This window comes from Prescottella equi, assembly GCF_002094305.1.
GTDB lineage: Bacteria > Actinomycetota > Actinomycetes > Mycobacteriales > Mycobacteriaceae > Prescottella > Prescottella equi.
In genome coordinates this window covers 290,211-311,717 of record NZ_LWTX01000003.1, presented here as the reverse complement: position 1 = coordinate 311,717, position 21,507 = coordinate 290,211, and the positions used below count along the sequence as shown (strand labels likewise).

Sequence of the window (21,507 nt, the reverse complement as noted above, 5' to 3'; positions counted from 1 at the left end):
GTCACCTCGACGGTACCGCGGCTGCATGCGTTGCCGGAGCAGACCGGTCAGTCGGGGCTGACGAGGTCGCCGTCCGGTTCCGTCGGTCTCCGCTGGGCCGCGGCGAAGGTCAGGGTGCCGTCGTCGACCGGGGTGTCGCGCAGGACCGCGACATCCTTGTAGTAGTCCATCTGCAGGTTCCAGGGGTCTTTTGTGCCGGCCTGCGGCCACAGGTCCAGGGAGCGTTGGACGTAGCCGGCAGCGAAGTCGAGCAGGGGGCGGGTGTCCATGCCCTCCTCGCGGTTCTCCGCGACGGCGACATCGGCGCCGCGCCGATCCATCTCGGTGAGCACTCGGCACAGGAATTCGGCCACCAGATCGACCTTCAGCGTCCACGGGGCATTCGTGTAGCCGACGGCGAACGAGAAGTTCGGGATGTCGGAGAGCATCGTGCCCTTGAAGGCCAGCCGCTCGGTGATGTCGACGGGTTCGCCGTCCAGTCGCAGTTCCACACCGCCGAGCGCCAGCAGGTCGAGTCCCGTCGCGGTGACCACGATGTCGGCGTCGAGGTGCCTGCCGGACTCGAGCGCGATACCGGTCTCGGTGAAGGTCTCGATCCGGTCGGTGACGACCGACGCCTTGCCCTTGCGGATCGTCGCGAACAGATCGCCGCCCGGTACGACGCACAGCCGCTGATCCCACGGGTCGTAGCGAGGATTGAAATGGGTGTCGACATCGAAACCCGACGGAAGCAGGCGCTTGTTGAGCCACCGGATGACGGCCCGGGCCTGCCGCGGAAACCGTTGACAGAGCTTGTAGATCCAGACGTTCTGGGCGATGTTCTTCTTCCGGGTGAGCCGATAGCCGCGCTCGTCGCCCAGCACGCGCCGGAACACACTCGACAGGGCGTCTTCGGCCGGCAACGGAATGATGTACGAGGGCGATCGCTGGAGCATCGTGACATGACCGGTGGCGTCCGCCATCGCCGGGATGAGCGTGACGGCGGTGGCCCCGGAGCCGATCACGACGACCTGCTTGCCGACGTAGTCCAGATCCTCGGGCCAGTGCTGCGGATGCACGAGTTGCCCGGCGAAGCGCTCGACGCCCGGCAACTGCGGGGTGTACCCCCGGTCGTAGTTGTAATAGCCGCTGGCGCAGAACAACCAGTTCGTCGTGAACGTCGCGGTCTCGTCGGTGTCACCGATCCGTGCGACCACGGTCCAGCGGGCATCGGATCGTGACCAGTCGGCACGGATCACCCTGTGGTGGTAGTGGATGTGCCGATCGAGGTCGTACTCACGGGCGGTCTCACGGATGTAGCCGAGGATGTCGGCGGCGGGTGCGAGCGCCTTGCGGCCCTTCCACGGCTTGAAGTCGTACCCGTAGGTCTGGACGTCCGAGTCGGAGCGAATGCCGGGGTAGCGGAACAGATCCCAGGTTCCGCCGGAAGCCGCGCGCGATTCCAGGATGGCGAGGGTCCGCTCGGGGTGCTCGCGACGCAGGCGGGCGGCGACGCCGATGCCGGACAGTCCGGCACCCACGACGAGGACGTCGACGTGCCGGGCAGTTCTCGCGTCGGTCTCGCTCATCGGGTCCTCCGGGTCGGCGTACGGTTGAACGGCGTCTGTACTGCACGTTAGCCCGATTCCGTAGGGTGGTGTGCGCAACGCGGCAACGGCTGCGTGGACGCCGTCCCGGACGCCGAGGGGCGCTGGGCGCGACCGAGTCGAGGAGGTACTTGTGCCCGAGACACCCGACATCGATCCGAGCGTGCCGCCGAGCGGCGCCGGATGCACCGAGTGCGACGCCACCGGCGGATGGTGGTTCCATCTGCGTCGGTGTGCCGCGTGCGGCCACGTCGGTTGCTGTGACTCCTCCCCGGCGCAGCACGCGAGCGCGCACGCGAAGGAGACCGGGCATCCGATCATCCGCAGCTACGAGCCGGGCGAGGCCTGGTTCTGGGACTACCGGACGCAGGGCCTCGCGGACGGTCCGGAACTGGCTCCCCCGCAGCATCATCCGCTGGATCAGACGGTGCCCGGACCCGCCGGTCGGGTGCCGGACGACTGGGCAGACCGGCTGCACTGACGGGACACCGATACGGTCGAGTAATGATCGAGGTTCCCGAGGCGCTCGTCGCTGCACAGCACAGGTACGGCGGTGCGTCCGGCCGGGCGTTCGTTGCCGCCCTCCCCCGGATCGCCGACGAGATGCTCGAGCGCTGGAACCTCCGCCCCGTCGGCCCTGCGATGCACGGCATGGCGGCGTTCGTGCTGCCGGTGACGGACGGTGACGATCGGGCCGCCGTCCTGAAACTTCAGGCCGTCGACGAGGAAACCGTCGGCGAGTCGGTCGCGTTGCGGATTTGGGACGGCGACGGCGCCGTCCGGCTGCTGGCGCACGACACCGACACCGGCGCGATGCTGCTCGAACGCCTCGACATCTCCCGGCACCTGTCGAGCGTCGCGGACACCCGCGCGGCGGTGAAGATCATCGCCGGACTCCTCGCGCGCCTGACCGTGCACACGGCACCGGACGGGTTGCGCCGGCTCGGCGACGTGGCATCCGCGATGTCGGCGCAGACGGCGTCGGCTGTCCGTCTGCTCGATGACCGAGGCGAACGGGATCTGCTGCTGGACTGCGCTGCGGCTGTGCGTGAGGTGATGGACGAGCCCGGAAACCAGCTGTTGCACTGGGATCTCCACTACGACAACGTCCTCGGCTCCGCGCGCGAGCCGTGGCTCGCAATCGATCCGAAGCCACTCGCCGGTGACCCCGGATTCGAGCTGTTGCCCGCCCTGACCGATCGGTTCGACGACGTGGACATCCGCTGGCGGTTCGACATCATGACCGAGGCGCTGAGCCTGGATCGGGATCGTGCGCGAGCCTGGACGCTCGGGCGCATCCTCCAGAACGCTCTGTGGGACATCGAGGACGGCGAACGGCGCCTGTCGCGGGACCAGGTCTCGATCGCACGCGTTCTGCTGCCCTGAATTACCATCCCCGCATGATGAGACGAATTGTGGGGATTGCCGCGTCGGTGGGAATCCTGGTGGGCCTGGGTAGCCAGGCTCCCGCAGCGGCGCAGCCGGAGCCGGTGGACGACCTGACGGCTGTCCGGACGGCGTTCGGCGCGGGACTGCCGGTCGGCGCGCTCACCCCGCAGTCGGTGCTGGAGACGCTGGGGCGGGTCGCCGCCGGCGTTCCGCGTGCCTCCTACTTCCCCCGTTCGGTGCAGCTGGCCGAGGGCGTGGTCCAGCCGTTCCTGTACGACACGTCGGCGTCCGACTGCCTGCTGCCCAACGCTCTCGGCGACGACTCGATCGGTGTCGCGCAGGCCATCGCCGGGCCGGCCGTCGACACGAGCCTGCCGACGCCGGTCATTCCGCCCGGGACGGTCAACGTGTTGTTCTCCGGGCTGGGTACGTCGACGTCCTCGCCGTTCCGCGGCGACCCGATGACGGTGTCGTGGTTGAACCTGAACACGATGCGTTCGGGAACGGCACCGCTGTTCCAGGAGCGCCCCGCGGACGGTCCCCGCACACTGTCGAACACGGTCGAAACTGGAAGGGGCACGGTCGTTTTCCTGGTCTCGGGGAGCATGATCGACAACACCAGCCGGGATCTGCCGGCGTGCGACTTCGCTCCGGTCGTGGGGGTCGTGCAGGCCTGATGCCGTCGAGCCGCCCGCCGTCCGCTCGACGGCGGGCCGGCCCGGCCACATACTGAGGGTCCAGCCGAGGGTGTCGAATCCGGGAGGTGAGCGGGCCATGGCCGTGTACCGACAGAGGCTCGGCGACGTCGCTTACGAGTTCCACGGCCTGGTGGACCTGCTCGCCAAGGCGACTCCCCGCCGCTCGGGCGACGAACTCGCCGGGTGCGCAGCGCATTCGGACGCCGAACGGGCAGCCGCCCAGTGGGCTCTCGCCGAGGTGCCGCTACGCACGTTCCTCACCGAGTCGGTGGTGCCGTACGAGAGCGACGAGGTGACCCGGCTGATCCTCGACACCCACGACGTCGCCGCGTTCGCGCCGATCGCCCACCTCACCGTCGGCGGACTCCGCGACCACCTGCTCGCGGTCGCGGCACGCCCCGACTCGGCCGACGTCCTGGCGGCCCTCGCGCCCGGGCTGACACCGGAGACCGTCGCGGCGGTCAGCAAGATCATGCGGAACCAGGACCTCGTCGCGGTGTCCCGGGCGGCGACCGTGACCAGCGCGTTCCGGACCACCATCGGGCTGCCAGGGCGGTTGGCCACCCGGCTGCAGCCGAACCATCCCCTCGACGATCCACGCGGTGTCGCCGCGGCGATCCTCGACGGATTGCTACTGGGGTGCGGCGACGCCGTCGTCGGGATCAACCCGGCGAGCGATTCACCGCACGCCGTCTCCGATCTGCTGCACCTGCTCGACGACATCCGTGAGCGGTTCGAGATCCCCACCCAGTCGTGCGTGCTCACCCATGTCACGACGACGATCGACCTCATCGAGCGCGGCGCACCCGTCGATCTCGTGTTCCAGTCCGTAGCGGGAACCGAGGGCGCCAACCGCGGTTTCGGGGTGGATCTGACGCTGCTTCGGGAGGGCAACGAGGCCGGTCGGTCGTCGGGCCGCGGCACGGTCGGCGACAACGTCATGTATCTCGAGACCGGCCAGGGGTCGGCGTTGTCGTCGGGAACTCACCTGGGCACCGGCGGCCGTCCGGTGGACCAGCAGACGCTCGAGGCCCGCGCGTACGCGGTGGCGCGGGACCTGCGGCCGTTGCTGGTGAACACCGTGGTCGGCTTCATCGGTCCCGAATACCTCTACGACGGAAAGCAAATCGTGCGGGCGGGGCTCGAGGATCAGTTCTGCGGAAAGCTCCTCGGGCTGCCGATGGGGGTGGACGTCTGCTACACCAACCACGCCGAGGCAGACCAGGACGACATGGACACCCTGCTGACGCTGCTCGCGGTCGCCGGCACGGCGTTCGTCATCACGGTGCCGGGTGCCGACGACGTCATGCTGGGCTATCAGTCGCTGTCGTTCCACGACGCGCTGTACGTCCGGGAGGTCGCCCGGCTGCGTCCCGCGCCCGAGTTCGAGGCGTGGTTGCGCAAACTCGGGATGGCCGACGACACCGGGCGGATTCTTCCCGTAGACGTCGCGGCGTCGCCGTTGCGCGCCCTTGGCGGCGCCGCATGATCGATCCCTGGGACGACATCCGGCGGCACACTCGGGCTCGGATCGGTCTGGGCCGCAGCGGGAACGGAGTGCCGACCCGCCGTCACCTCCAGTTCGTCGCCGCCCACGCGGAGGCGCGGGACGCGGTGCACACGGCGCTCGACGTCGAGACGCTGGCGGAACGGATCCGCGATGTAGGCATCGGGGCCCCGCTGATCGTGCGGAGTGCGGCGGCCGACCGGGCCACGTATCTGCGCCGACCCGATCTCGGCCGCATCCCGGAATCGGGAACGAAGTTGCCGCCCAATGCCTCCGACATCGGAATCGCACTGTGTGACGGGCTGTCCGCGACGGCGCTCGCGGCACACGGCCCCGGTCTGACGGCCGCGATCGTCCAGGCACTGCCGCGGCTGACGTTCGCTCCCCCGGTGATCGCCACACAGGCCCGGGTGGCGTTGGGGGACCACATCGGTGCACAACTCGGTGTCACGACGATGCTCGTGCTGATCGGGGAACGCCCAGGGCTGTCGGTCGCCGACAGCGTCGGCATTTATCTGACGCACCACCCGCGGCCGGGCCGCACCGACGCTCAACGCAACTGCGTCTCCAACGTCCATCCGCCGGACGGAATGACGTACGACCACGCGGCGCGGGTCGTCGCGGTACTCGTCGACGGGGCGCGGCGTATGGGGGCTTCCGGTATCGCACTCAAGGACTCGTCGCGCGATCCTGGCCTGACGGACACGGAACGGCCCGCGCTGTGAGAGCGCGGGCCGTTCCGAAGCGCAGTGACGTCAGCTGCTGAGCTTGGCGATCAGGTCGGCACGCTGACGCGCACCGAGACCCGAAACGCGGCGCGTCTCGGCGATGCCGACGGACTCGGCGATGTCGCGAGCCTTGATCTTGCCGACCTTCGGCAGGGATTCGAGCAGGTACAGCACCTTCGTCTTACCGACCAACTCGTCGGTGTCTGCCTTGTCGAGAACCTCCACCAGCGTCAGCTTGCCCGACTTGAGGCCTTCCCTCAGTTCGGAACGAGCCTTGCGCGACGCGGCGGCCTTCTCGAGGGCGGCGGCGCGCTGCTCGGGGGTCAACGTGGGCAATGCCATGATGTGCCTCTCTCTCGCGGTACCCGGAATGGACCTCAGGCTAGAACGCAATTGGGTTCCGCGCGCGCCAAGTTGGTCCCGCGTGTCGAGAAACTGGGGGTGTTCGTCTCATTTGCCCGTCCATTCGGGCTTCCGTTTCGCGAGGAATGCACTCATGCCCTCCTGTGCGTCGCACGTGACGGCGTTGTCGGCCATCGTCCGGGACATGAGTTCGTACGCCTCGTGCTGGGGCAGATCGATCTGGCGGTAGAACGCCTGCTTGCCGATCGCCAACGTGAGGGGGCTGGACTGGGCGATGCGGACGGCCAACTCATCTGTACGAACGTCCAGTTGCTCCGGCGCCACAACGATATTGACCAGACCCCAGTCTGCCGCTGTCGCGGCGTCGACCGTCTCGCCGGTGAGCAGCATCTGCATTGCCCGCTTGCGTCCCACTGCGCGGCTGAGCGCGACCATGGGCGTCGAACAGAACAGTCCGATCCGCACGCCCGGTGTCCCGAACACCGCGGTCGACGACGCCACGACGAGATCGCACGACGCGGCAAGCTGGCAGCCGGCGGCGATCGCCGGACCCTGGACTGCGGCGATCACCGGTTGCGGGATCGACTGGACGGTATCCATCATCTCTGTGCAGACCTCGAAGATCTCACGCTCCTCCTCGAGCGTTCGTCCGATCATCTCGGACAGATCGTGGCCGGCGGAGAACACGGGACCGGCCGCCGACAGCACCACGACACGGACGGCCTCGTCCTTGCCGAAGCCCTGCAGCGCGGCGGTGACCGCACGCATCATGCTGGTGGACAGCGGGTTCCGCTGGCCCGGCCGGTCGAGGTACAGACGCGCGACGCCCGTCCGGCCGTCGAAGCTCGTCCTGATCGGATCATCCATGCCGCACCTCTTCCCGCGAGTACTCGCAGCCCGATGCTACGACGTCGCGATTCCCCCTGCAGGCCCTGTACGTGCCGGATGGCCGGACACACCCCGGGTCGTTCCCGCGGCTGGCAGGATCGAGGGCGTGAGTATCGCGAATCTGACCCGCTCCGAGACCGCCGCGCGCTCGGCGGCCGTGACAGTCCGTGCCTATCGGGTGGAGTTGGACGTGTCGGACGCCCCCGACGAGACCGAGGCGGGCTTCCTGACCACGACCACGGTGGAGTTCGACGCCACCACCACCCCGGAGACGTGGCTGGACTTCCTCGGGCTCGAAGTGCGTTCGGTGATCGTCAACGGCCAGTTCGTCGACGTCGAGTACGACGGCGCCCGCATCCCGCTGCACGGCCTGCGCCGCTCCAACACGGTGGTGGTGAGTGCAGTGGGCTGTTACAGCCGTTCCGGTGAAGGGCTGCACCGCTTCCGGGATCCGGTCGACGGAGCGACGTATCTGTACACACAATACGAGCCGTCCGACGCGCGACGGGTGTTCGCGTGCTTCGAGCAACCGGACATGAAGGCGCCCTTCACGTTCGCGGTCACCGCACCGTCCGGCTGGGAGGTGGCGTCCAATCGTCCCGCCGCCATGGTGGAGGACGACGGCGATCGTCAGTCGGTGGAGTTCTCCCCCACTCTGCCCATCTCGACGTACATCACCGCGATCGTCGCCGGTCCCTACCATCGCGTCGAATCGCAATGGCGGCGAGGTGATCTCGACGTCCCGCTCGGGCTCCTGTGTCGCGCGTCGCTCGCCCGCTACCTGGATGCCGACACGATCTTCGAGGTGACCCGCCAGGGTCTCGACTTCTTCGCCGAGAACTTCGACTATCCGTACCCGTGGGGCAAGTACGACCAGGTGTTCGTCCCCGAGTACAACCTCGGTGCGATGGAGAACCCGGGTTGCGTCACGTTCACCGAGGCGTACGTGTTCCGCGGCGCCGCCACTGCAGCGCAGTACGAGGGTCGCGCCAACACGATCCTGCACGAGATGGCGCACATGTGGTTCGGCGACCTCGTGACGATGGTGTGGTGGGACGACCTCTGGCTCAAGGAGTCCTTCGCCGACTACATGGGTGCGCTCGCGAGCGCGGAGGCCACCGAGTGGACGGACGCGTGGGTCGCGTTCGCGAACCGGCGCAAGGCGTGGGCGTACTCGCAGGACCAGTTGCCCACGACGCACCCGATCGTCGCCGACATCGTCGACCTCGAGGCCGCGAAGCTGAACTTCGACGGCATCACGTACGCGAAGGGTGCCAGCGTTCTCAAGCAACTGGTGGCGTACGTCGGCCGGGATGCATTCTTCGAGGGAGCGCGCCGCTACTTCCGCAAGCACGAGTTCGGCAACACCACCCTCGCGGACCTGCTGTCGGAGTTGTCGGAGGCGTCCGGTCGCGACCTCGCCGCATGGGCGCAGGCATGGCTCCGGACGACCGGGGTCTCCACGTTGATCCTCGAGCGTGGCGTCGACGGCTACGAGATCGTGCAGACCGATCCTCGGCCGCACCGGATCGCCGTGGGTACCTACGACTTCGACGACTCGGGAAACCTCGTCCGACGCGATCGCGTGGAGCTGGACCTCGAGAGCGAACGCACACCCGTCGAGTTGCCGGATGCACCCCTGCGCCTGCTCAACGACGGCGACCTCACGTACGCGAAGGTCCGGCTCGACGCCGATTCCCTCGCTACCGTGGAGCGTTCGCTGGACCGTGTCGTCGACCCGCTGACCCGGGGGCTGATCTGGTCGGCGCTGTGGAATGCCACCCGTGACGGCGAGCTCGCGCCCGAGCGCTATCTTGCGATGGCGCAGGCCTTCGCGCCGTCCGAGAGCAACACGGCGCTCACGGCAGCGGTCCTGGCGAATGCCGGATACGCCGTCGGGCACTATCTTCCGGACCCGACGCGCGACGAGTGGCGCGGCCGTTGGCTCGAATCGTGCTGGGCGGCGCTGTGGGATGCGCAGCCCGGTTCCGGCGCACAGTTGGCATGGGCACGGGCGGTGGCGGGGGCGGCCGTCGTCGACGATCGCTTCGCGGTGCAGATCCGTGCCGTGCTCGACGGCTCCGCGCCGGCGCCCGACGGGCTGCCGCTCGATCCGGACCTGCGCTGGGCGTTGTGGACCGCGCTGGCCGCCACGGGGCATGCCGACGCGGCGGATCTCGACGCCGAACTCGGCCGCGACGACACCGCGTCCGGACGCACTGCGCACCTGCGAGCGCTCACGGCACGCCCGCTCGCGGAGGTCAAGGACGAGGCCTGGCGGGCGGCGCTGGAGGATCCGGGGCTCAGTAACGACCAACTCGATGCCGTCATCGGCGGCTTCCGGGCCGGCGATCGCCGCGATCTGATCGGCTCGTACGACGACGGCTATTTCGCGGCGCTCCGCGACGTGTGGGCGACGCGGAGCATCGAGATCGCGCGTCGCATCGTGCTGGGTCTGTTCCCGTCGTCGGAGTCGCTCGATCCGGTGGATGCCTGGCTGATGGCGAATACCGACGCTCCGGGAGCGCTCCGCCGCCTGGTTGTCGAACAGCGCGATCACCTGGCCCGCGATCTGCGGGTGCGGGGGCTCGGTGTTAACGACGTGTGACGTCGTTTTTACGCGCGGGTGCCTGAGCGTTTCCATTCTGTAATGGATTGCGATTCAAGGCTTTCACCGCTTGGAATCCGTTGTCGCCGTCCGCTACACATGCAGTGGCGCCGAGAACGGCGACTGAGACGAAGCACCAGCTTCACGGGAACAAAGGGGAAGACAATGGGTTCTGAGGAGTTCGCTACGGCTCTGGGTTCGGTCGACTTCGATCAGGTTGTCGCAGGTGCGGAAGCGGTGGGGGCTTTCGCCGGTCTGATCGCAGCCCTCGGGGCGTTCGCCGCGCTGCTCGTCTAGCGAGTGTGGCCGGGAGCCGGCCGACTCGTGTAGGGCCCGAAGCCGCTCGTCGGCTTCGGGCCCTACACGTATTCGACCTCAGGTGCGTTCGACCAGTCTCTCGTATCGCTGCCGCGCCGCTTGGGTGCTGCCGAGTCCCAACCCGAATGCGATTTCTCGCCAAGTCATTCCGCGCTGGCGAGCGATGCCGAGGAACAGCGCCTCGAGCTGGTCCATCTCCGCGCGAGCCTTGGGGAACAGTCCGAGGGCCGCGGTGATGTCGGCGTCGTCGACATCCGGTTCGCCGGGCTCGGGGGTGTGAACGCCGCCCGCCAGCGCGGCCACGACCCGGATGGCACCCAGGGGTTCCAGGATTTCGGGGTGTGACTGACGCGCCCGCTGTTCGGGGGTGGCGCCGTGGCGTTCGATGATCCGGAACAGGGCCGCGTACTCGCGGTGGGCACGCTCGCGGCTGGGGTTGGGTGGAGTGAAATCCTCGGAGGTCATGCTTCGAGGGTCCATTGAAGAATCCCTGTTTGTCAACGAAATATTGACAACAAGATGTTCACACCATTTCGGCGCGACGTGTAATCGCGACGTGTAATGCGGACCGCCCCTGTGCGATGAAACCGGCATGAAATTAACAAAAGGGACGGTCGGCTCTGTTGTGGCCGGTACGGCGCTCTCGGCACTCGTTCTCGGCGTGCCGACGGCCGCGGCCGACGTCGTTCGGGTGGATGCCCATCCCGGACTCAGCTACACGTGGACCCCGGAGCGTGGCTTCGAGGAGAAGTTCGGAACCAACTGCATCTATGCGGTGACCGCGGCAACGACGTGGCAGAACCCCGTCTCGTTCTTCGACTTCCAGAAGGCCACGATCCTGCCGAGCCCGCTGGCGCCCGTTCTGAACGGCACGGCCACAGTCGGGTGGATTCCGCGCACCCCCGGTGACCATCGGATCGTGGCGTACCACACGTCGGCGGGCGGTCCCGACGTGACAGTTCCGGTGGGAACGGGGATCCCATTGGGTCCGGCCTGTTTCGTGCTTCCATGAGTCCGGTGGCACTCGTCAACCTGCCTGCCTTCCCGGCTTCGGGTCGTGCCCGGCGCGCATGCTCGCGACGGCGTTGACGGCGAGCAGGACGAGGAACGCGGTGACCGGTGTGGTCCACGATCCGGTGGCGTCGTGCAGGATCGACGCCAGGATCGGTCCGGTCGCCGCGATCAGGTAACCGCCCGTCTGCGCCACGGTCGACAGCGCGGCCACGTGGTCCGGGGTACGCCCGCGTCGGGCGTACAGCACTCCGGCAACGGCTTGACCCGCGCCGAGCCCGACACCGAGGATCAACGCCCATACGACCGGCACGGAGTCGGGCGCGATGAGCAACCCGGCGAAGCCCGCGGCGCACACCGCGACGATCGCCAGGATGTGAGGTCGCTGGTCCACGCTCGCGGCTGCGAGGATCGGTGCCACCAGTCCTCCCCCGGCGACGCCGACGATGAACAGCGCCTGCATGTTTCCGGCGCTGCCGTCGGCCAGCCCGGCGGCGACCAGGATGGAGGGCAGCCAGGCGAGCGTCGCGTAGAAGAGCAGCGTCTGGATGCCGAAGAAGATCGTCGAACTCCATGCGGTCCACGTACGCAGCACTTTCGGCCGGTCGTGGGCCGTCGCCCCCGCGTGGGTGCCGGGCCGACTCGCATGCCGCAGTTGTGGGACGGTTCCGACGAGCGCCAGGAGCGCGGGAATCACCGCGAGTCCGATTGCCGGCGGCCATGATTCGCCCGACGCGCGCCACACGGGAATCATCAGCGCCGCGATCACGGCGGAGCCGGCGCCCATCGACATGGCGTAGACACCCATCATCACGCCGGTCCGTTCGGGCGCGAACCGCTTGCGTACGAACACCGGCACGAGCACGTTCACCACCGCGGTCGCGAGGCTCACGATCACGGTGCCGGCGATCAGCCCGGGCATACCCGCCATCCGGACCAGCGCTCCCACGAGGAGCACGGCGCCGGCGGCGAACAGGGCGCGCTCCTCGCCGAGGCGTCGGCGAGCGACGACGGCGAGCGGCGCGAACAGTCCCATCACCAACGGGGGGATCAGCCCGAGCAGTGTGACGGTGGCGGCGTCGAACCCGGCAACCGGGGCCAGTGGGCCGATCTGACCGAAAGCGACGCGGGTGTTCGCGCTGATCAGGACGAAACCGGCGACCAGCAGCATCATCGAGGCGCCGACGCCTGCGCGGGACGCCGCGGCCGGTGCGGCATCGGACTGCAGAGACTGCACTGAGCGTTCCTTTCCGAGGAGTAGGCTCACAGCGTCCACACTCAAGTGGGCTTGAGCGCAAGTCGGAGGTGTCGCATGCCCGACGACCTCTTCTCCATCACCGACGTCGCGCACGCCTTCGGACTGTCCGTGCCGGCGCTGCGGTACTACGAGGAGCGCGGTCTCATCGAGGCGTCGGAGCGTCGCGGGCGCGTCCGCTATTACAGCCGCGACGACCTCGGTCGGCTCGCCTACATCCAGTTGTGGCACGAGGACGGGATGCTCTCGCTCGCCGATACCCAGGCGATCGTCGACTCGGACACGGTGGCGGACCGCAGCAGGTTGATCGAGGACCAGGCCGCCCGGATGCGTGAGCGCATCAGTCATCTGTCCCGGGCGGTCGCGGTGCTCGAACACATGCTCGGCTGCCGCACCGACCGGGCGCGCGACTGCCCGACCACCGGCGGGTACATCCGGGCCCGAGTCGACGCGGCCCTGTCCGGTGAGGACTTCGCGGACGACTTCCTGCCCAAGGCTTCCGAACCGTGAGCACCTCGCTCGTGAACCCCGGCCTCGCGCTGTTCGTCCTGTGCGCGGTCATGGTGGGTCTGGCCGCCGTCGTGTATCGCTTCGCCGGACTCGGCAACCCGCTGACCGCGCCGTGGGCCGCGGTGCGTGGCGCGCTGCAACTGGCCGCGGTGTCGCTGATCCTGGCGGCGGCGCTCGCGCACCTGTGGTCGTCGTTGCTGGTGCTCGCGGTGATGTTCGTGGCGGCGGCGTTCACCGCGGCGCGGCGCTCGCGGGCGGGCCGGTCGGCGGTGTGGCTGGCGTCGGCGTTGGCCGTCGGCGTCGGGCTGGTGGTTCCTCTCATGCTGGTCAGTGGTGTGGTGCCGCTCGAGGGGGTGGCACTGGTGCCGATCGGCGGCATCGTCCTGGGTAACGCGATGACCGCGACGGCACTTGCCGCCAAACGCGGCCTCGACGCGATCGAGCAACGCTGGGGAGAGGTGGAAGCCGCACTCAGCCTGGGGTTGAGCACGCGGGACGCCCGGATGGAGGTGGTCGGGTCGGCCGCCGCGGATGCTCTGCTGCCGGGCCTCGACCAGACCAGGACCGTGGGCCTGGTGACGCTGCCCGGAGCGTTCGTCGGCGTGCTGCTCGCGACCGGATCCGCCGTGCAGGCCGGTGCCGTGCAGATCCTCGTCCTCGTCGGTCTTCTGCTCGCACAGACGTGCGCGGTCGCCACCACGATCGAGTTGGTGGCGCGCGGCGCCGTCCACCGGCCGCGGACCTCCGGTCTCCACCACCCCTGAGTCCCCCTCTCCCCCGCGTTTCGCGCACTTGTCGCGCAATTCCGGGGCGTTTTCCCCGCGCTAAGTGCGCGAAACGCGAAGGGGGCGGGAAGGGGAACAGTCGATGAATGCTCGGTACGTTTCACGATTCTTGTTGAACGTGCGTCCGAATTGCGTTGTGATCCGGGGGTGTTCGAGAACAACGACATCGCTGGGGTGACTCGCCGCGGGGTGCTGCGCGGCTCGATGGTGCTCGCAGGGGCCGGAATCGCCGCCGCGGCAGCGGGACGGGCGTCGGCGGCCACACCGGCACCGGGTTTCGTCCACGGGGTGGCATCCGGTGACCCGCTCCCCGACCGCGTGATCATCTGGACGCGCTTCACCCCGACGGCCGACGCGCTACCGGGATCCGCTGCCGGGCCCGCCGTCCCGGTCACCTGGCAGGTCGCGACCGACGCGGGATTCGCGACGCTCGTTCGCAGCGGCACGGTCACCGCCGGTCCGGAGACCGACCACACGGTGAAGGTCGACGTCACCGGGTTGCGCCCCGGCACCGGATACTTCTACCGGTTCACCGGACTCGGCATCGTCTCCCCCGTCGGACGCACCCGCACGGCGCCGGCCGCGGACGCCGACATCGCCCGCCTGCGTTTCGGCGTCGTGTCGTGCTCCAACTGGGAGGCAGGGTACTTCGCGTCGTACCGGCACCTCGCCGAACGGGACGACCTCGATGCGATTCTCCACCTCGGCGACTACATCTACGAGTACGGTCGCGGCGAGTACGGGGCCCGCGGCGGTTCGGTGCGCCTGCACGACCCGGCCCACGAGATCGTCTCGCTCGCCGACTACCGAATCCGGCACGCGCAGTACAAGACCGACCCCGATCTCCTGGCGTTGCACGCGAAGCTGCCGTTCATCGCGACGTGGGACGACCACGAATCGGCAGACAACTCGTACGACGGCGGCGCCGAGAACCACGATCCGGCCACCGAGGGGGACTGGGGTGCGCGCAAGGCCGCGTCGACCCGGGCCTACTTCGAGTGGATGCCGGTGCGGGTCCACGGGACCGGGTCCGACGCCGCACTGTACCGGCGCTTCCGGTTCGGCACGTTGGCGGAACTGTCGATGCTCGACCTGCGCACCTATCGTGACGAACCGGCATCCGCCGGCGCCGGATGGCGCAAGGTCGACTCCCCCGACCGGACGATTACCGGTCGCGCGCAGATGGATTGGTTGACGAGCGGCGTCGTGACCGCGTCGACCCGGTGGAAGATCGTGGGCAACCCGGTGATGATCACACCGTGCGTCTTTCCGCCCCTGGACAATCGGACGATGGGTGCGATCACGCAGATGATCGGCGTGCCCGACGCCGGTATCCCCTACAACACCGACCAGTGGGACGGCTACACCGCCGACCGTCGACGCCTGTTCGACGCCATCACCGCGAACGGGGTGCGCAACACGGTGTTCCTCACCGGGGATATCCACACGTCGTGGGCGTGCGACCTACCGGTGGACGCCGCGAACTACCCGGCTGCGGGCACGGTCGGCACCGAGTTCGTCGTGCCGTCGGTGACGTCGCCGAACATCGACGACATGTTGAAGGTGCCGCCTCGCACCGCGACCGTGGCCGCGGAGGAGGCGTTCAAGGCGTTCAACCGTCACGTCCGGTACGTCGAACTGGATTCGCACGGTTACGGTGTGTTCGAAGTGAACGAAGCTGCGGCGCAGATGGACTGGTTCTACGTATCCGACCCCACCGATCCGCGCGGGATCGTCCGGCACGCGATGAGCTACCGCGTCGCCGACGGCACGCAGCAGGCGCATCCCGTCGCAGGACCGCTCGCGCCCTGACCCGTCAACCGTCGACCGGGAGCCCGAACTGCCGAGCTCGCCGCAGCACGGCCTTGGCTGCGGCCAGCCGGGGCACGTCCGCGCCGGAAGCGACGTGTTCGCCGTGCGCGCCCAGGCGGTCGATCGTCGCTGCCGCGGAATCGATCTCGGCGAGAGTGGGGGAGAGTGCATCGTTGATGACTGCGGCATCGGCCGGCCGCACGGCGAGTCTTCCCGTCATCCCCAGTTCGGCTGCACCGCGGGTGTCGAGCGCCACCGCTTCCTCCCGTGCGCTGGGACCGTCGATCGGCCCGGGCAGCCCGGCGGCGCGGCTTGCCACCACCAGTCGGGACCGCGCGTACGCCAACGCGGCAGGGGTGTTCGCCACGCCGGTGTCGTGTCGGAAGTCGCCGACACCGAAGGCCAGGCGGACCGCAGGTCCGGCGGCGGCGATCTCGACCGCGCGGGTGAGTGCGAGCGCGGACTCGATCATCGGCACGATCGGGAGCCCGGGCAGTTCGCGTGCCGTCGTGCGTACGTCCTCGGCGGATTCGGCCTTCGCGAGCACCACACCGAGTACCCCGGGAGTGCCCCGCACCACCTCGACGTCGAGAGCGTGCTGGCCGGAGTTCACGTCGCCGATGCGGACCCAGGACGGGTTGTCGGACAGCCACTCCCGTACCAGCTGTCGCGCGAAGCTCTTGCGAGCGAACGGCACTCCGTCCTCGAGGTCGACGACGAGACAGTCCGCTCCGGCGCGGGCGGCGGCGGACAGCGCGTCCTCGCCCACCGCTGCCGCCAGGAGCCAGGATCGTGCCGCGGCAGTGCGGGTCTCGGGGTTCTCCGCGGCCAGGGTCACAGCGCGACGTACTTCGTCTCGAGGTACTCCTCGATGCCCTCGGTGCCGCCCTCGCGGCCGAAACCCGAGTGCTTGACGCCACCGAACGGGGCGGACGCGTCCGACAGGATGCCCCGGTTGACGGCGACCATGCCGGTGTCGAGAGCGGCCGCGACCCGCATCGCCCGATCCATGTCGCGGGTGTAGAAGTAGGAGGCCAGACCGTACTCGGTGTCGTTCGCGGCCGCGATGCCCTCCTCTTCGGTGTCGAATCCGGAGACGGTCGCGACGGGCCCGAAGATCTCTTCGCGCAGCACTCTCGCGTCCGCGGGGATGCGGTCGAGCAGTGTCGGTGCGTAGAAGAATCCCGGACTCTCCGGGGCGAAACCGCCGGTGCGGACACGGGCACCGCGAGCGACGGCGTCGGCCACGAGGTCGGACACGACGTCGCGTTGGTCCGCGTTGACGAGCGGCCCGACGTCGGTGGTCGGATCGATGCCCGGGCCCGTGCGCAGCGCGGAGATCCGTGCGCTCAGCTTCTCGGTGAACTCCTCGATGACCGCGTGCGCGACGTGGAACCGGTTGGCGGCCGTGCAGGCCTGCCCGCCGTTACGCATCTTCGCGGCCATGGCACCGTCCACCGCGGCATCGACGTCGGCGTCCTCGAACACCACGAACGGTGCGTTGCCACCGAGTTCCATCGAGGTCCGGAGGAGCTGGTCGGCGGCGTTGCGCACCAACAGCTTTCCGACCGGCGTCGAGCCCGTGAAGGTCACCTTCCGCAGGCGGGGATCCTGCATGAGTGGCCCGGACAGTGCCGACGCGTTCGACGTCGGCAGGATCGACAGCACGCCGTCGGGCAGCCCGGCCTCGGCGAACACCTCACCGAGCAGCAGCATCGTCAGGGGTGTCTCCTCGGCCGGCTTGACGATGATCGTGCATCCCGCCGCGACGGCCGGCGCGATCTTGCGGGTTCCCATGGCCAGCGGGAAGTTCCACGGGGTGATCGCCAGTACCGGGCCCACCGGGACCTTGGTGACCAGGATCCGTCCGTTGCCGCCCGGTGCGGCGCCGAACCGTCCGCCGACGCGGACGGCCTCCTCCGCGAACCATCGCAGATACTCGGCTCCGTAGGCGACCTCGCTGCGCGCCTCACCGATGGCCTTGCCCATCTCGAGTGTCATGACGGTCGCGAAGTCCTCGCTGCGCCTGCGCACCGACTCGAAGGCGGCGCGCAGGATCTCACCGCGCTCTCGCGGCGCGGTGGCCGCCCACCGAGCCTGGGTTCTCGACGCGAGATCGAGGGCGCGGCGGCCGTCGTCCGGGCTCGCGTCGGCGACGTGGGTGAGGACGCTGCCGGTTGCGGGGTTGTGCACCGGGAAGGTGGCGCCGGTGGATGCGGGGGTCTGCCGGCCGCCCACCCACAGGTCGGTGGGCACGGAGTCGACGATGCTGTCGGGGGTGGTGAGGATCGTCATCGAGTCATCTTTCGAGAGTTCGCCTGCGGAGATACGGGTTCTCAGTCCACGGCCGCGGCAGGGCGGACGCGGGCCGGAGCAACGGACGCGGTCTCCTCGAGCGGGCGTCCGGCGGTCTCCGGAGCCCACGCGTAGCAGGCGGCGAATCCGGCCAGCGTGATGAGCGCGCCGAAGCCCATGGTGGTGCCGATACCGAAGTTGTCGATGCTGATGGGCAGCAGGTAGGTGCCGGTCGCGGCGCCGATCCGGCTGATACCCACGGACACACCCACGGCAGTGGCGCGGATCTCGGTGGGGAACAGCTCGTTCGGGTAGATCCACTCGAGAATGCTGGGGCCACCGGACGCGAAGGCGTACGCGCAGAAGGCCACGACCACCAGCCACACGGGTGCGTCCGGGACGAGCCACAGGAAGATCAGCGGGAACGCCATGACCGCGAACGGGATGATCGACATCTTGCGGCGGCCGATCGTCTCGACCCAGCGCAATGCCGGGATGGAACCGATCGCGAACAGCAGGATGATGACGGTCTCGACGATCAAACCGGCCGAGCCGTCGCTCGACACCGCGAACCCCGCCAGGATGACCGGGAGGAAGGTCAGCATCGCGTACTGCGGCGTGATCTGTGCGAAGTACAGGGCACCGCACATGAGGGTGCGCTTGAGATAGCCCCCGCGCACGATCGCCTTGAACGACTGAAGCATCGTCATCCCGGAGTCGGCAGGTGCTTCGTCGGTGAGGTCGAGCTTCTTGCCGTAGACGTCGAGGATCACCTGCTCGGCCTCGGCGACGCGACCCTTGCCGAGGAGCCACCGGGGCGACTCCGGGATGCCGCGGCGGGCGAGCACGACGACGACGCCCAGGATCGCGGACGTCGCCAGCATCCAGCGCCAGTGATCGTGACCGCCACTGACGCCGACGAACACCGCGCCGACGATGTAGGCGAAGCCGGCGCCGAGCGACCACGACAGACCGGTCACGCCGATCATGAAGCCCCGCTTCTTCGTCGGGGTGAATTCGGTGAGCAGCGACGTCGCGATGGGATAGTCCGCACCGATCGCGAGTCCGATCACGAACCGGAGCACGATCAGTTGCCACGCCTCCTGGACGAACGCGCTGAGGGCGCAACCGATCACCAGGACCGTGAGGTCGAGGGCGTACATCTTCTCGCGGCCGATGCGGTCGGTGAGTGCGCCGAAGAGCGTCGCGCCGAAGAAGATGCCGATCAACGACGCGGCACCGATGAGTCCGACCTCGGCACTCGACGGCATCAGGTCGGCCTTGATGCCGACCAGCGCCACGCCGATGATGCTGAGCACGAACCCGTCCAGGAACGGGCCGCCGCAGCAGGCGATCAACAACTTTCGGTGGAAGCGCGACGTCGGCGCCTCGTCCATGACGTCAAAAGATTTCATCGTGAGTGTCCTCGAAGTGTCGCAGCCGCGGCCAGGAGACGGACCGGAGCGGAACTGATTGCTCGAAACACTAGGAGAACCCTCGGCCGGTGTGAACTGTACGACAGGACGTAACTCGTGGGTGATTCTATCCAGCAGTACAACCCCCTGGACTCGAAGACAGCGTGCTGGGGCCTGATTCGAGCCTTGTTGCTCGTGGTGCGAAATACCGCCGGACCGGGTGTACGCGAGTACGAGCGCGGGGGTCAATTGCAGACTTCGGTACGAGTGATCGCGGTGGGTCGGTGTGGAACAGTCGAGGCGCCAGATCGAAGCATCAGCACGTTCCAGAGAGGTCTCCCATGTCGACCGCGATCGAGTTTCCGACGTTGTTCAGCCCCCTCCGACTCGGTGGGACGACGCTGAAGAACCGGATCTTCTCGTCGGGTCACGACACCGTCATGGTGCACGACGGCGAGGTCACCGACCAGCTCGTCGCATACCACCGCGCGCGGGCGGAGGGCGGCGCCGGAATGATCATCATGCAGGTCGCCGGCATTCACGAGACCGCGCGCTACACCTCGCACGTCCTGATGATCACCGACGACAGCTGCATTCCCGGCTACCGGAGAGTGGCCGAGGCAGTGCACGAGCACGACTGCAAATTGATCTCGCAGATCTTCCATCCGGGACGCGAAATCATGGAATCCGGCGACGGTGCGCTACCTGTCGCGCTCGCACCTTCCGCGGTGCCGAACGAGCGCTTCCACGTCATGCCGCAGGCCGTTGGCATCGAACTTCTGCAGGAGATCATCGCCGGCTACGCCGAGGGCGCGATTCGGCTGCAGACCGCGGGCCTCGACGGTGTGGAGATCGTCGCGAGTCACGGCTACCTCCCCGCGCAGTTCCTCAATCCGAATCTCAATGTGCGCGAGGACCGCTACGGCGGGAGCCTCGAGAATCGGATGCGCATGCTGCGCGAGACGGCCCGGGCCGTGCGCCAGGCAGTCGGACCCGACTTCGTGGTGGGCGTACGCCTTTCGGCCGACGAGAACACCTACGACGCCACCGGTGAGAGCGACACCATCGCGCTGTGCAAGGCGCTCGACGCGGACGGCTACGTCGACTACCTGAACGTCACCGAGGGCACGTCCGCGAGCACGGGCGGGTCCACGCACATCGTGCCACCCATGCACTACGAGGCGATGTACACCGCACCGTCCGCCGCGAAGATCAAAAAGCAGGTGTCGGTGCCGGTTCTGGTCGCCGGACGCATCAACCAGCCGCACGAGGCGGAGATCGTGCTGGCGTCCGGACAGGCCGACGCCTGCGCGATGACGCGGGCGCTCATCTGTGATCCCGAGATGCCGGACAAGGCGCAGTCGCAACGCACCGAGGAGATCCGGGCGTGTATCGCGTGCAACCAGGCATGCATCGGCCACTTCCACATGGGGTACCCGATCTCGTGCATCCAGCGTCCCGAGACGGGCCGTGAAATTCAGTTCGGCCGTACTGTTCCCGCTGCCGCGGCGAAGAGCGTGATGGTCGTGGGCGGCGGGCCGGCGGGCATGAAAGCGGCCGCGATTGCCGCGCAGCGTGGGCACCACGTCACGATCTACGAGGCGGCCGGCCGCGTCGGCGGTCAGGTGTTGTTGGCCGAGAGGTTGCCGCACCGAGCGGAGTTCGGCGGCGCGGTCACGAACCTGCAGTCGGAGATCGAACGCTACGGGGTGGAGGTGCACACCCGAGTGCATGTCGACGCCGCGCTGGTCCGCGAGGTGAACCCGGATGTCGTGATCGTCGCTACGGGCGCCACCCCGTACCGTCCGCCACTCGAGCTCGACGACGCCCTGCCGGTGTTCGAGTCATGGGACGTCATCAAGTCGAACGCCGCCGAGCTTCCGAAGGGACGAATCGTGGTGGCCGACTGGCGCTGCGACTGGATCGGTCTGGGGGTCGCGGAGATGATCGCCCGCAGCGGAGGCCGCAAGGTGACGCTCGCCGTGGACGGCTACGCACCCGGCGAAACCATCCAGCAGTACACCCGCAACGCCATGCTGGCTGCGGTGTACGAGGCGGGCGTGGAGATCGTCACCAACGCGCGACTCTACGGCGCCGACGACGACACCGTGTACCTCCAGAACACCCTCACTTCGCAGCCCGTGATCGCGGAAGACGTTGCAGCGCTGGTGCTGTGCCTCGGCCACAAGCAGGAGGACGGGCTGTTTCACGAGCTGACAGCGCAGTTGAGTGGAACCGGGACCGAGGTGTACGCGATCGGAGACTGCCAGGCGCCGCGCACCGTCGAGGAGGCGACTCTCGAAGGATTGCGGGTCGCCAGCAGAATCTGATGCTCGAGC

20 protein-coding genes are annotated in these 21,507 nt (G+C 68.4%); 12 read left to right on the top strand and 8 right to left on the bottom strand.

Going from position 1 to position 21,507, the window contains the following annotated elements; translation table 11 throughout:
* Positions 1-47: 47 nt before the first annotated feature.
* Positions 48-1,568, bottom strand: a complete 1,521-nt coding sequence (locus A6I89_RS10765) for a flavin-containing monooxygenase (RefSeq protein WP_022598522.1) — start codon at positions 1,566-1,568, stop codon at positions 48-50.
* A 151-nt stretch (positions 1,569-1,719) separates the two neighbouring features.
* Between A6I89_RS10765 and A6I89_RS10760 the strand changes: the two genes are divergently transcribed.
* From A6I89_RS10760 to eutC, 5 genes are all read left to right on the top strand, one after another.
* Complete coding sequence (locus tag A6I89_RS10760) at positions 1,720-2,067, top strand: UBP-type zinc finger domain-containing protein (RefSeq protein ID WP_005516798.1); 348 nt, start codon at positions 1,720-1,722, stop codon at positions 2,065-2,067.
* A 23-nt stretch (positions 2,068-2,090) separates the two neighbouring features.
* Positions 2,091-2,972, top strand: coding sequence for an aminoglycoside phosphotransferase family protein (locus tag A6I89_RS10755; protein ID WP_022598520.1), 882 nt, complete (start codon positions 2,091-2,093; stop codon positions 2,970-2,972).
* 14 nt (positions 2,973-2,986) lie between these two features.
* Entirely contained in the window at positions 2,987-3,652 is a 666-nt protein-coding gene (locus A6I89_RS10750) for an Rv1157c family protein (protein ID WP_005516803.1), read from the top strand.
* 97 nt (positions 3,653-3,749) lie between these two features.
* Positions 3,750-5,162, top strand: coding sequence for an ethanolamine ammonia-lyase subunit EutB (locus tag A6I89_RS10745; RefSeq protein ID WP_013417596.1), 1,413 nt, complete (start codon positions 3,750-3,752; stop codon positions 5,160-5,162).
* On the top strand, positions 5,159-5,905 hold the full coding sequence (gene eutC, locus A6I89_RS10740) for an ethanolamine ammonia-lyase subunit EutC (protein ID WP_013417595.1): 747 nt from the start codon (positions 5,159-5,161) through the stop codon (positions 5,903-5,905). Before A6I89_RS10745 ends, eutC begins: the two co-directional genes overlap by 4 nt.
* Before the next feature lie 30 nt (positions 5,906-5,935).
* Here eutC and mihF read toward each other — a convergent pair whose 3' ends face one another.
* Together mihF and A6I89_RS10730 are read right to left on the bottom strand one after the other, a co-directional pair.
* A complete protein-coding gene (gene mihF / locus A6I89_RS10735; RefSeq protein ID WP_005516808.1) occupies positions 5,936-6,250 on the bottom strand; it encodes an integration host factor, actinobacterial type in 315 nt (104 codons plus the stop codon).
* A gap of 108 nt (positions 6,251-6,358) precedes the next feature.
* Entirely contained in the window at positions 6,359-7,138 is a 780-nt protein-coding gene (locus tag A6I89_RS10730) for an enoyl-CoA hydratase (protein WP_005516812.1), read from the bottom strand.
* A gap of 127 nt (positions 7,139-7,265) precedes the next feature.
* Here A6I89_RS10730 and pepN point away from each other — a divergent pair, with 127 nt between their 5' ends.
* Together pepN and A6I89_RS24955 are read left to right on the top strand one after the other, a co-directional pair.
* The gene (pepN, locus tag A6I89_RS10725; RefSeq protein ID WP_022598515.1) at positions 7,266-9,767 is read left to right on the top strand and encodes an aminopeptidase N; all 2,502 of its coding nucleotides are present in this window, start codon (positions 7,266-7,268) and stop codon (positions 9,765-9,767) included.
* Positions 9,768-9,932: 165 nt separating this feature from the next.
* Positions 9,933-10,064, top strand: coding sequence for a hypothetical protein (locus A6I89_RS24955; protein WP_005516815.1), 132 nt, complete (start codon positions 9,933-9,935; stop codon positions 10,062-10,064).
* 78 nt (positions 10,065-10,142) lie between these two features.
* Here the strand turns inward: A6I89_RS24955 and A6I89_RS10720 are convergent, their stop codons facing one another.
* On the bottom strand, positions 10,143-10,550 hold the full coding sequence (locus A6I89_RS10720) for a hypothetical protein (RefSeq protein WP_005516816.1): 408 nt from the start codon (positions 10,548-10,550) through the stop codon (positions 10,143-10,145).
* 160 nt (positions 10,551-10,710) lie between these two features.
* Between A6I89_RS10720 and A6I89_RS10715 the strand changes: the two genes are divergently transcribed.
* Positions 10,711-11,097 carry a hypothetical protein gene (locus A6I89_RS10715; protein ID WP_022598513.1) on the top strand — a complete coding sequence of 129 codons (387 nt, stop codon included), beginning with the start codon at positions 10,711-10,713 and terminating at the stop codon, positions 11,095-11,097.
* Between the two features lie 15 nt (positions 11,098-11,112).
* Here the strand turns inward: A6I89_RS10715 and A6I89_RS10710 are convergent, their stop codons facing one another.
* Positions 11,113-12,333 carry an MFS transporter gene (locus A6I89_RS10710; protein ID WP_022598511.1) on the bottom strand — a complete coding sequence of 407 codons (1,221 nt, stop codon included), beginning with the start codon at positions 12,331-12,333 and terminating at the stop codon, positions 11,113-11,115.
* A 75-nt stretch (positions 12,334-12,408) separates the two neighbouring features.
* On the opposite strand from A6I89_RS10710, the gene A6I89_RS10705 reads away from it, so the two are divergent.
* From A6I89_RS10705 to A6I89_RS10695, 3 genes are all read left to right on the top strand, one after another.
* Positions 12,409-12,861, top strand: coding sequence for a MerR family transcriptional regulator (locus tag A6I89_RS10705; protein ID WP_005516819.1), 453 nt, complete (start codon positions 12,409-12,411; stop codon positions 12,859-12,861).
* Positions 12,858-13,625, top strand: a complete 768-nt coding sequence (locus A6I89_RS10700) for an ABC transporter permease (RefSeq protein WP_022598508.1) — start codon at positions 12,858-12,860, stop codon at positions 13,623-13,625. Before A6I89_RS10705 ends, A6I89_RS10700 begins: the two co-directional genes overlap by 4 nt.
* Positions 13,626-13,850: 225 nt before the next feature.
* Entirely contained in the window at positions 13,851-15,458 is a 1,608-nt protein-coding gene (locus A6I89_RS10695) for an alkaline phosphatase D family protein (protein WP_172504610.1), read from the top strand.
* 4 nt (positions 15,459-15,462) lie between these two features.
* Here A6I89_RS10695 and A6I89_RS10690 read toward each other — a convergent pair whose 3' ends face one another.
* From A6I89_RS10690 to A6I89_RS10680, 3 genes are read right to left on the bottom strand one after another with little or no spacing between them, the layout of a single operon-like run.
* Positions 15,463-16,296 carry an HpcH/HpaI aldolase/citrate lyase family protein gene (locus A6I89_RS10690; protein WP_022598504.1) on the bottom strand — a complete coding sequence of 278 codons (834 nt, stop codon included), beginning with the start codon at positions 16,294-16,296 and terminating at the stop codon, positions 15,463-15,465.
* On the bottom strand, positions 16,293-17,753 hold the full coding sequence (locus tag A6I89_RS10685; RefSeq protein WP_022598502.1) for an NAD-dependent succinate-semialdehyde dehydrogenase: 1,461 nt from the start codon (positions 17,751-17,753) through the stop codon (positions 16,293-16,295). Before A6I89_RS10685 ends, A6I89_RS10690 begins: the two co-directional genes overlap by 4 nt.
* A 41-nt stretch (positions 17,754-17,794) precedes the next feature.
* The gene (locus A6I89_RS10680; RefSeq protein WP_041674474.1) at positions 17,795-19,168 is read right to left on the bottom strand and encodes an MFS transporter; all 1,374 of its coding nucleotides are present in this window, start codon (positions 19,166-19,168) and stop codon (positions 17,795-17,797) included.
* A gap of 341 nt (positions 19,169-19,509) precedes the next feature.
* Here A6I89_RS10680 and A6I89_RS10675 point away from each other — a divergent pair, with 341 nt between their 5' ends.
* Positions 19,510-21,498, top strand: a complete 1,989-nt coding sequence (locus tag A6I89_RS10675) for an oxidoreductase (RefSeq protein ID WP_022598500.1) — start codon at positions 19,510-19,512, stop codon at positions 21,496-21,498.
* Positions 21,499-21,507: the final 9 nt, after the last annotated feature.

Bases quoted from the DNA above. Each gene is read 5' to 3' on its own strand.
- A6I89_RS10765 (WP_022598522.1), bottom strand. From the start codon at position 1,568: ATGAGCGAGACCGACGCGAGAACTGCCCGGCACGTCGACGTCCTCGTC.
- eutC (WP_013417595.1), top strand. From the start codon at position 5,159: ATGATCGATCCCTGGGACGACATCCGGCGGCACACTCGGGCTCGGATC.
- A6I89_RS10730 (WP_005516812.1), bottom strand. From the start codon at position 7,138: ATGGATGATCCGATCAGGACGAGCTTCGACGGCCGGACGGGCGTCGCG.
- A6I89_RS10720 (WP_005516816.1), bottom strand. From the start codon at position 10,550: ATGACCTCCGAGGATTTCACTCCACCCAACCCCAGCCGCGAGCGTGCC.
- A6I89_RS10755 (WP_022598520.1), top strand. From the start codon at position 2,091: ATGATCGAGGTTCCCGAGGCGCTCGTCGCTGCACAGCACAGGTACGGC.
- A6I89_RS24955 (WP_005516815.1), top strand. From the start codon at position 9,933: ATGGGTTCTGAGGAGTTCGCTACGGCTCTGGGTTCGGTCGACTTCGAT.
- A6I89_RS10695 (WP_172504610.1), top strand. From the start codon at position 13,851: ATGGTGCTCGCAGGGGCCGGAATCGCCGCCGCGGCAGCGGGACGGGCG.
- A6I89_RS10705 (WP_005516819.1), top strand. From the start codon at position 12,409: ATGCCCGACGACCTCTTCTCCATCACCGACGTCGCGCACGCCTTCGGA.
- A6I89_RS10680 (WP_041674474.1), bottom strand. From the start codon at position 19,168: ATGAAATCTTTTGACGTCATGGACGAGGCGCCGACGTCGCGCTTCCAC.
- A6I89_RS10745 (WP_013417596.1), top strand. From the start codon at position 3,750: ATGGCCGTGTACCGACAGAGGCTCGGCGACGTCGCTTACGAGTTCCAC.
- A6I89_RS10675 (WP_022598500.1), top strand. From the start codon at position 19,510: ATGTCGACCGCGATCGAGTTTCCGACGTTGTTCAGCCCCCTCCGACTC.
- A6I89_RS10685 (WP_022598502.1), bottom strand. From the start codon at position 17,753: ATGACGATCCTCACCACCCCCGACAGCATCGTCGACTCCGTGCCCACC.
- mihF (WP_005516808.1), bottom strand. From the start codon at position 6,250: ATGGCATTGCCCACGTTGACCCCCGAGCAGCGCGCCGCCGCCCTCGAG.
- A6I89_RS10750 (WP_005516803.1), top strand. From the start codon at position 2,987: ATGATGAGACGAATTGTGGGGATTGCCGCGTCGGTGGGAATCCTGGTG.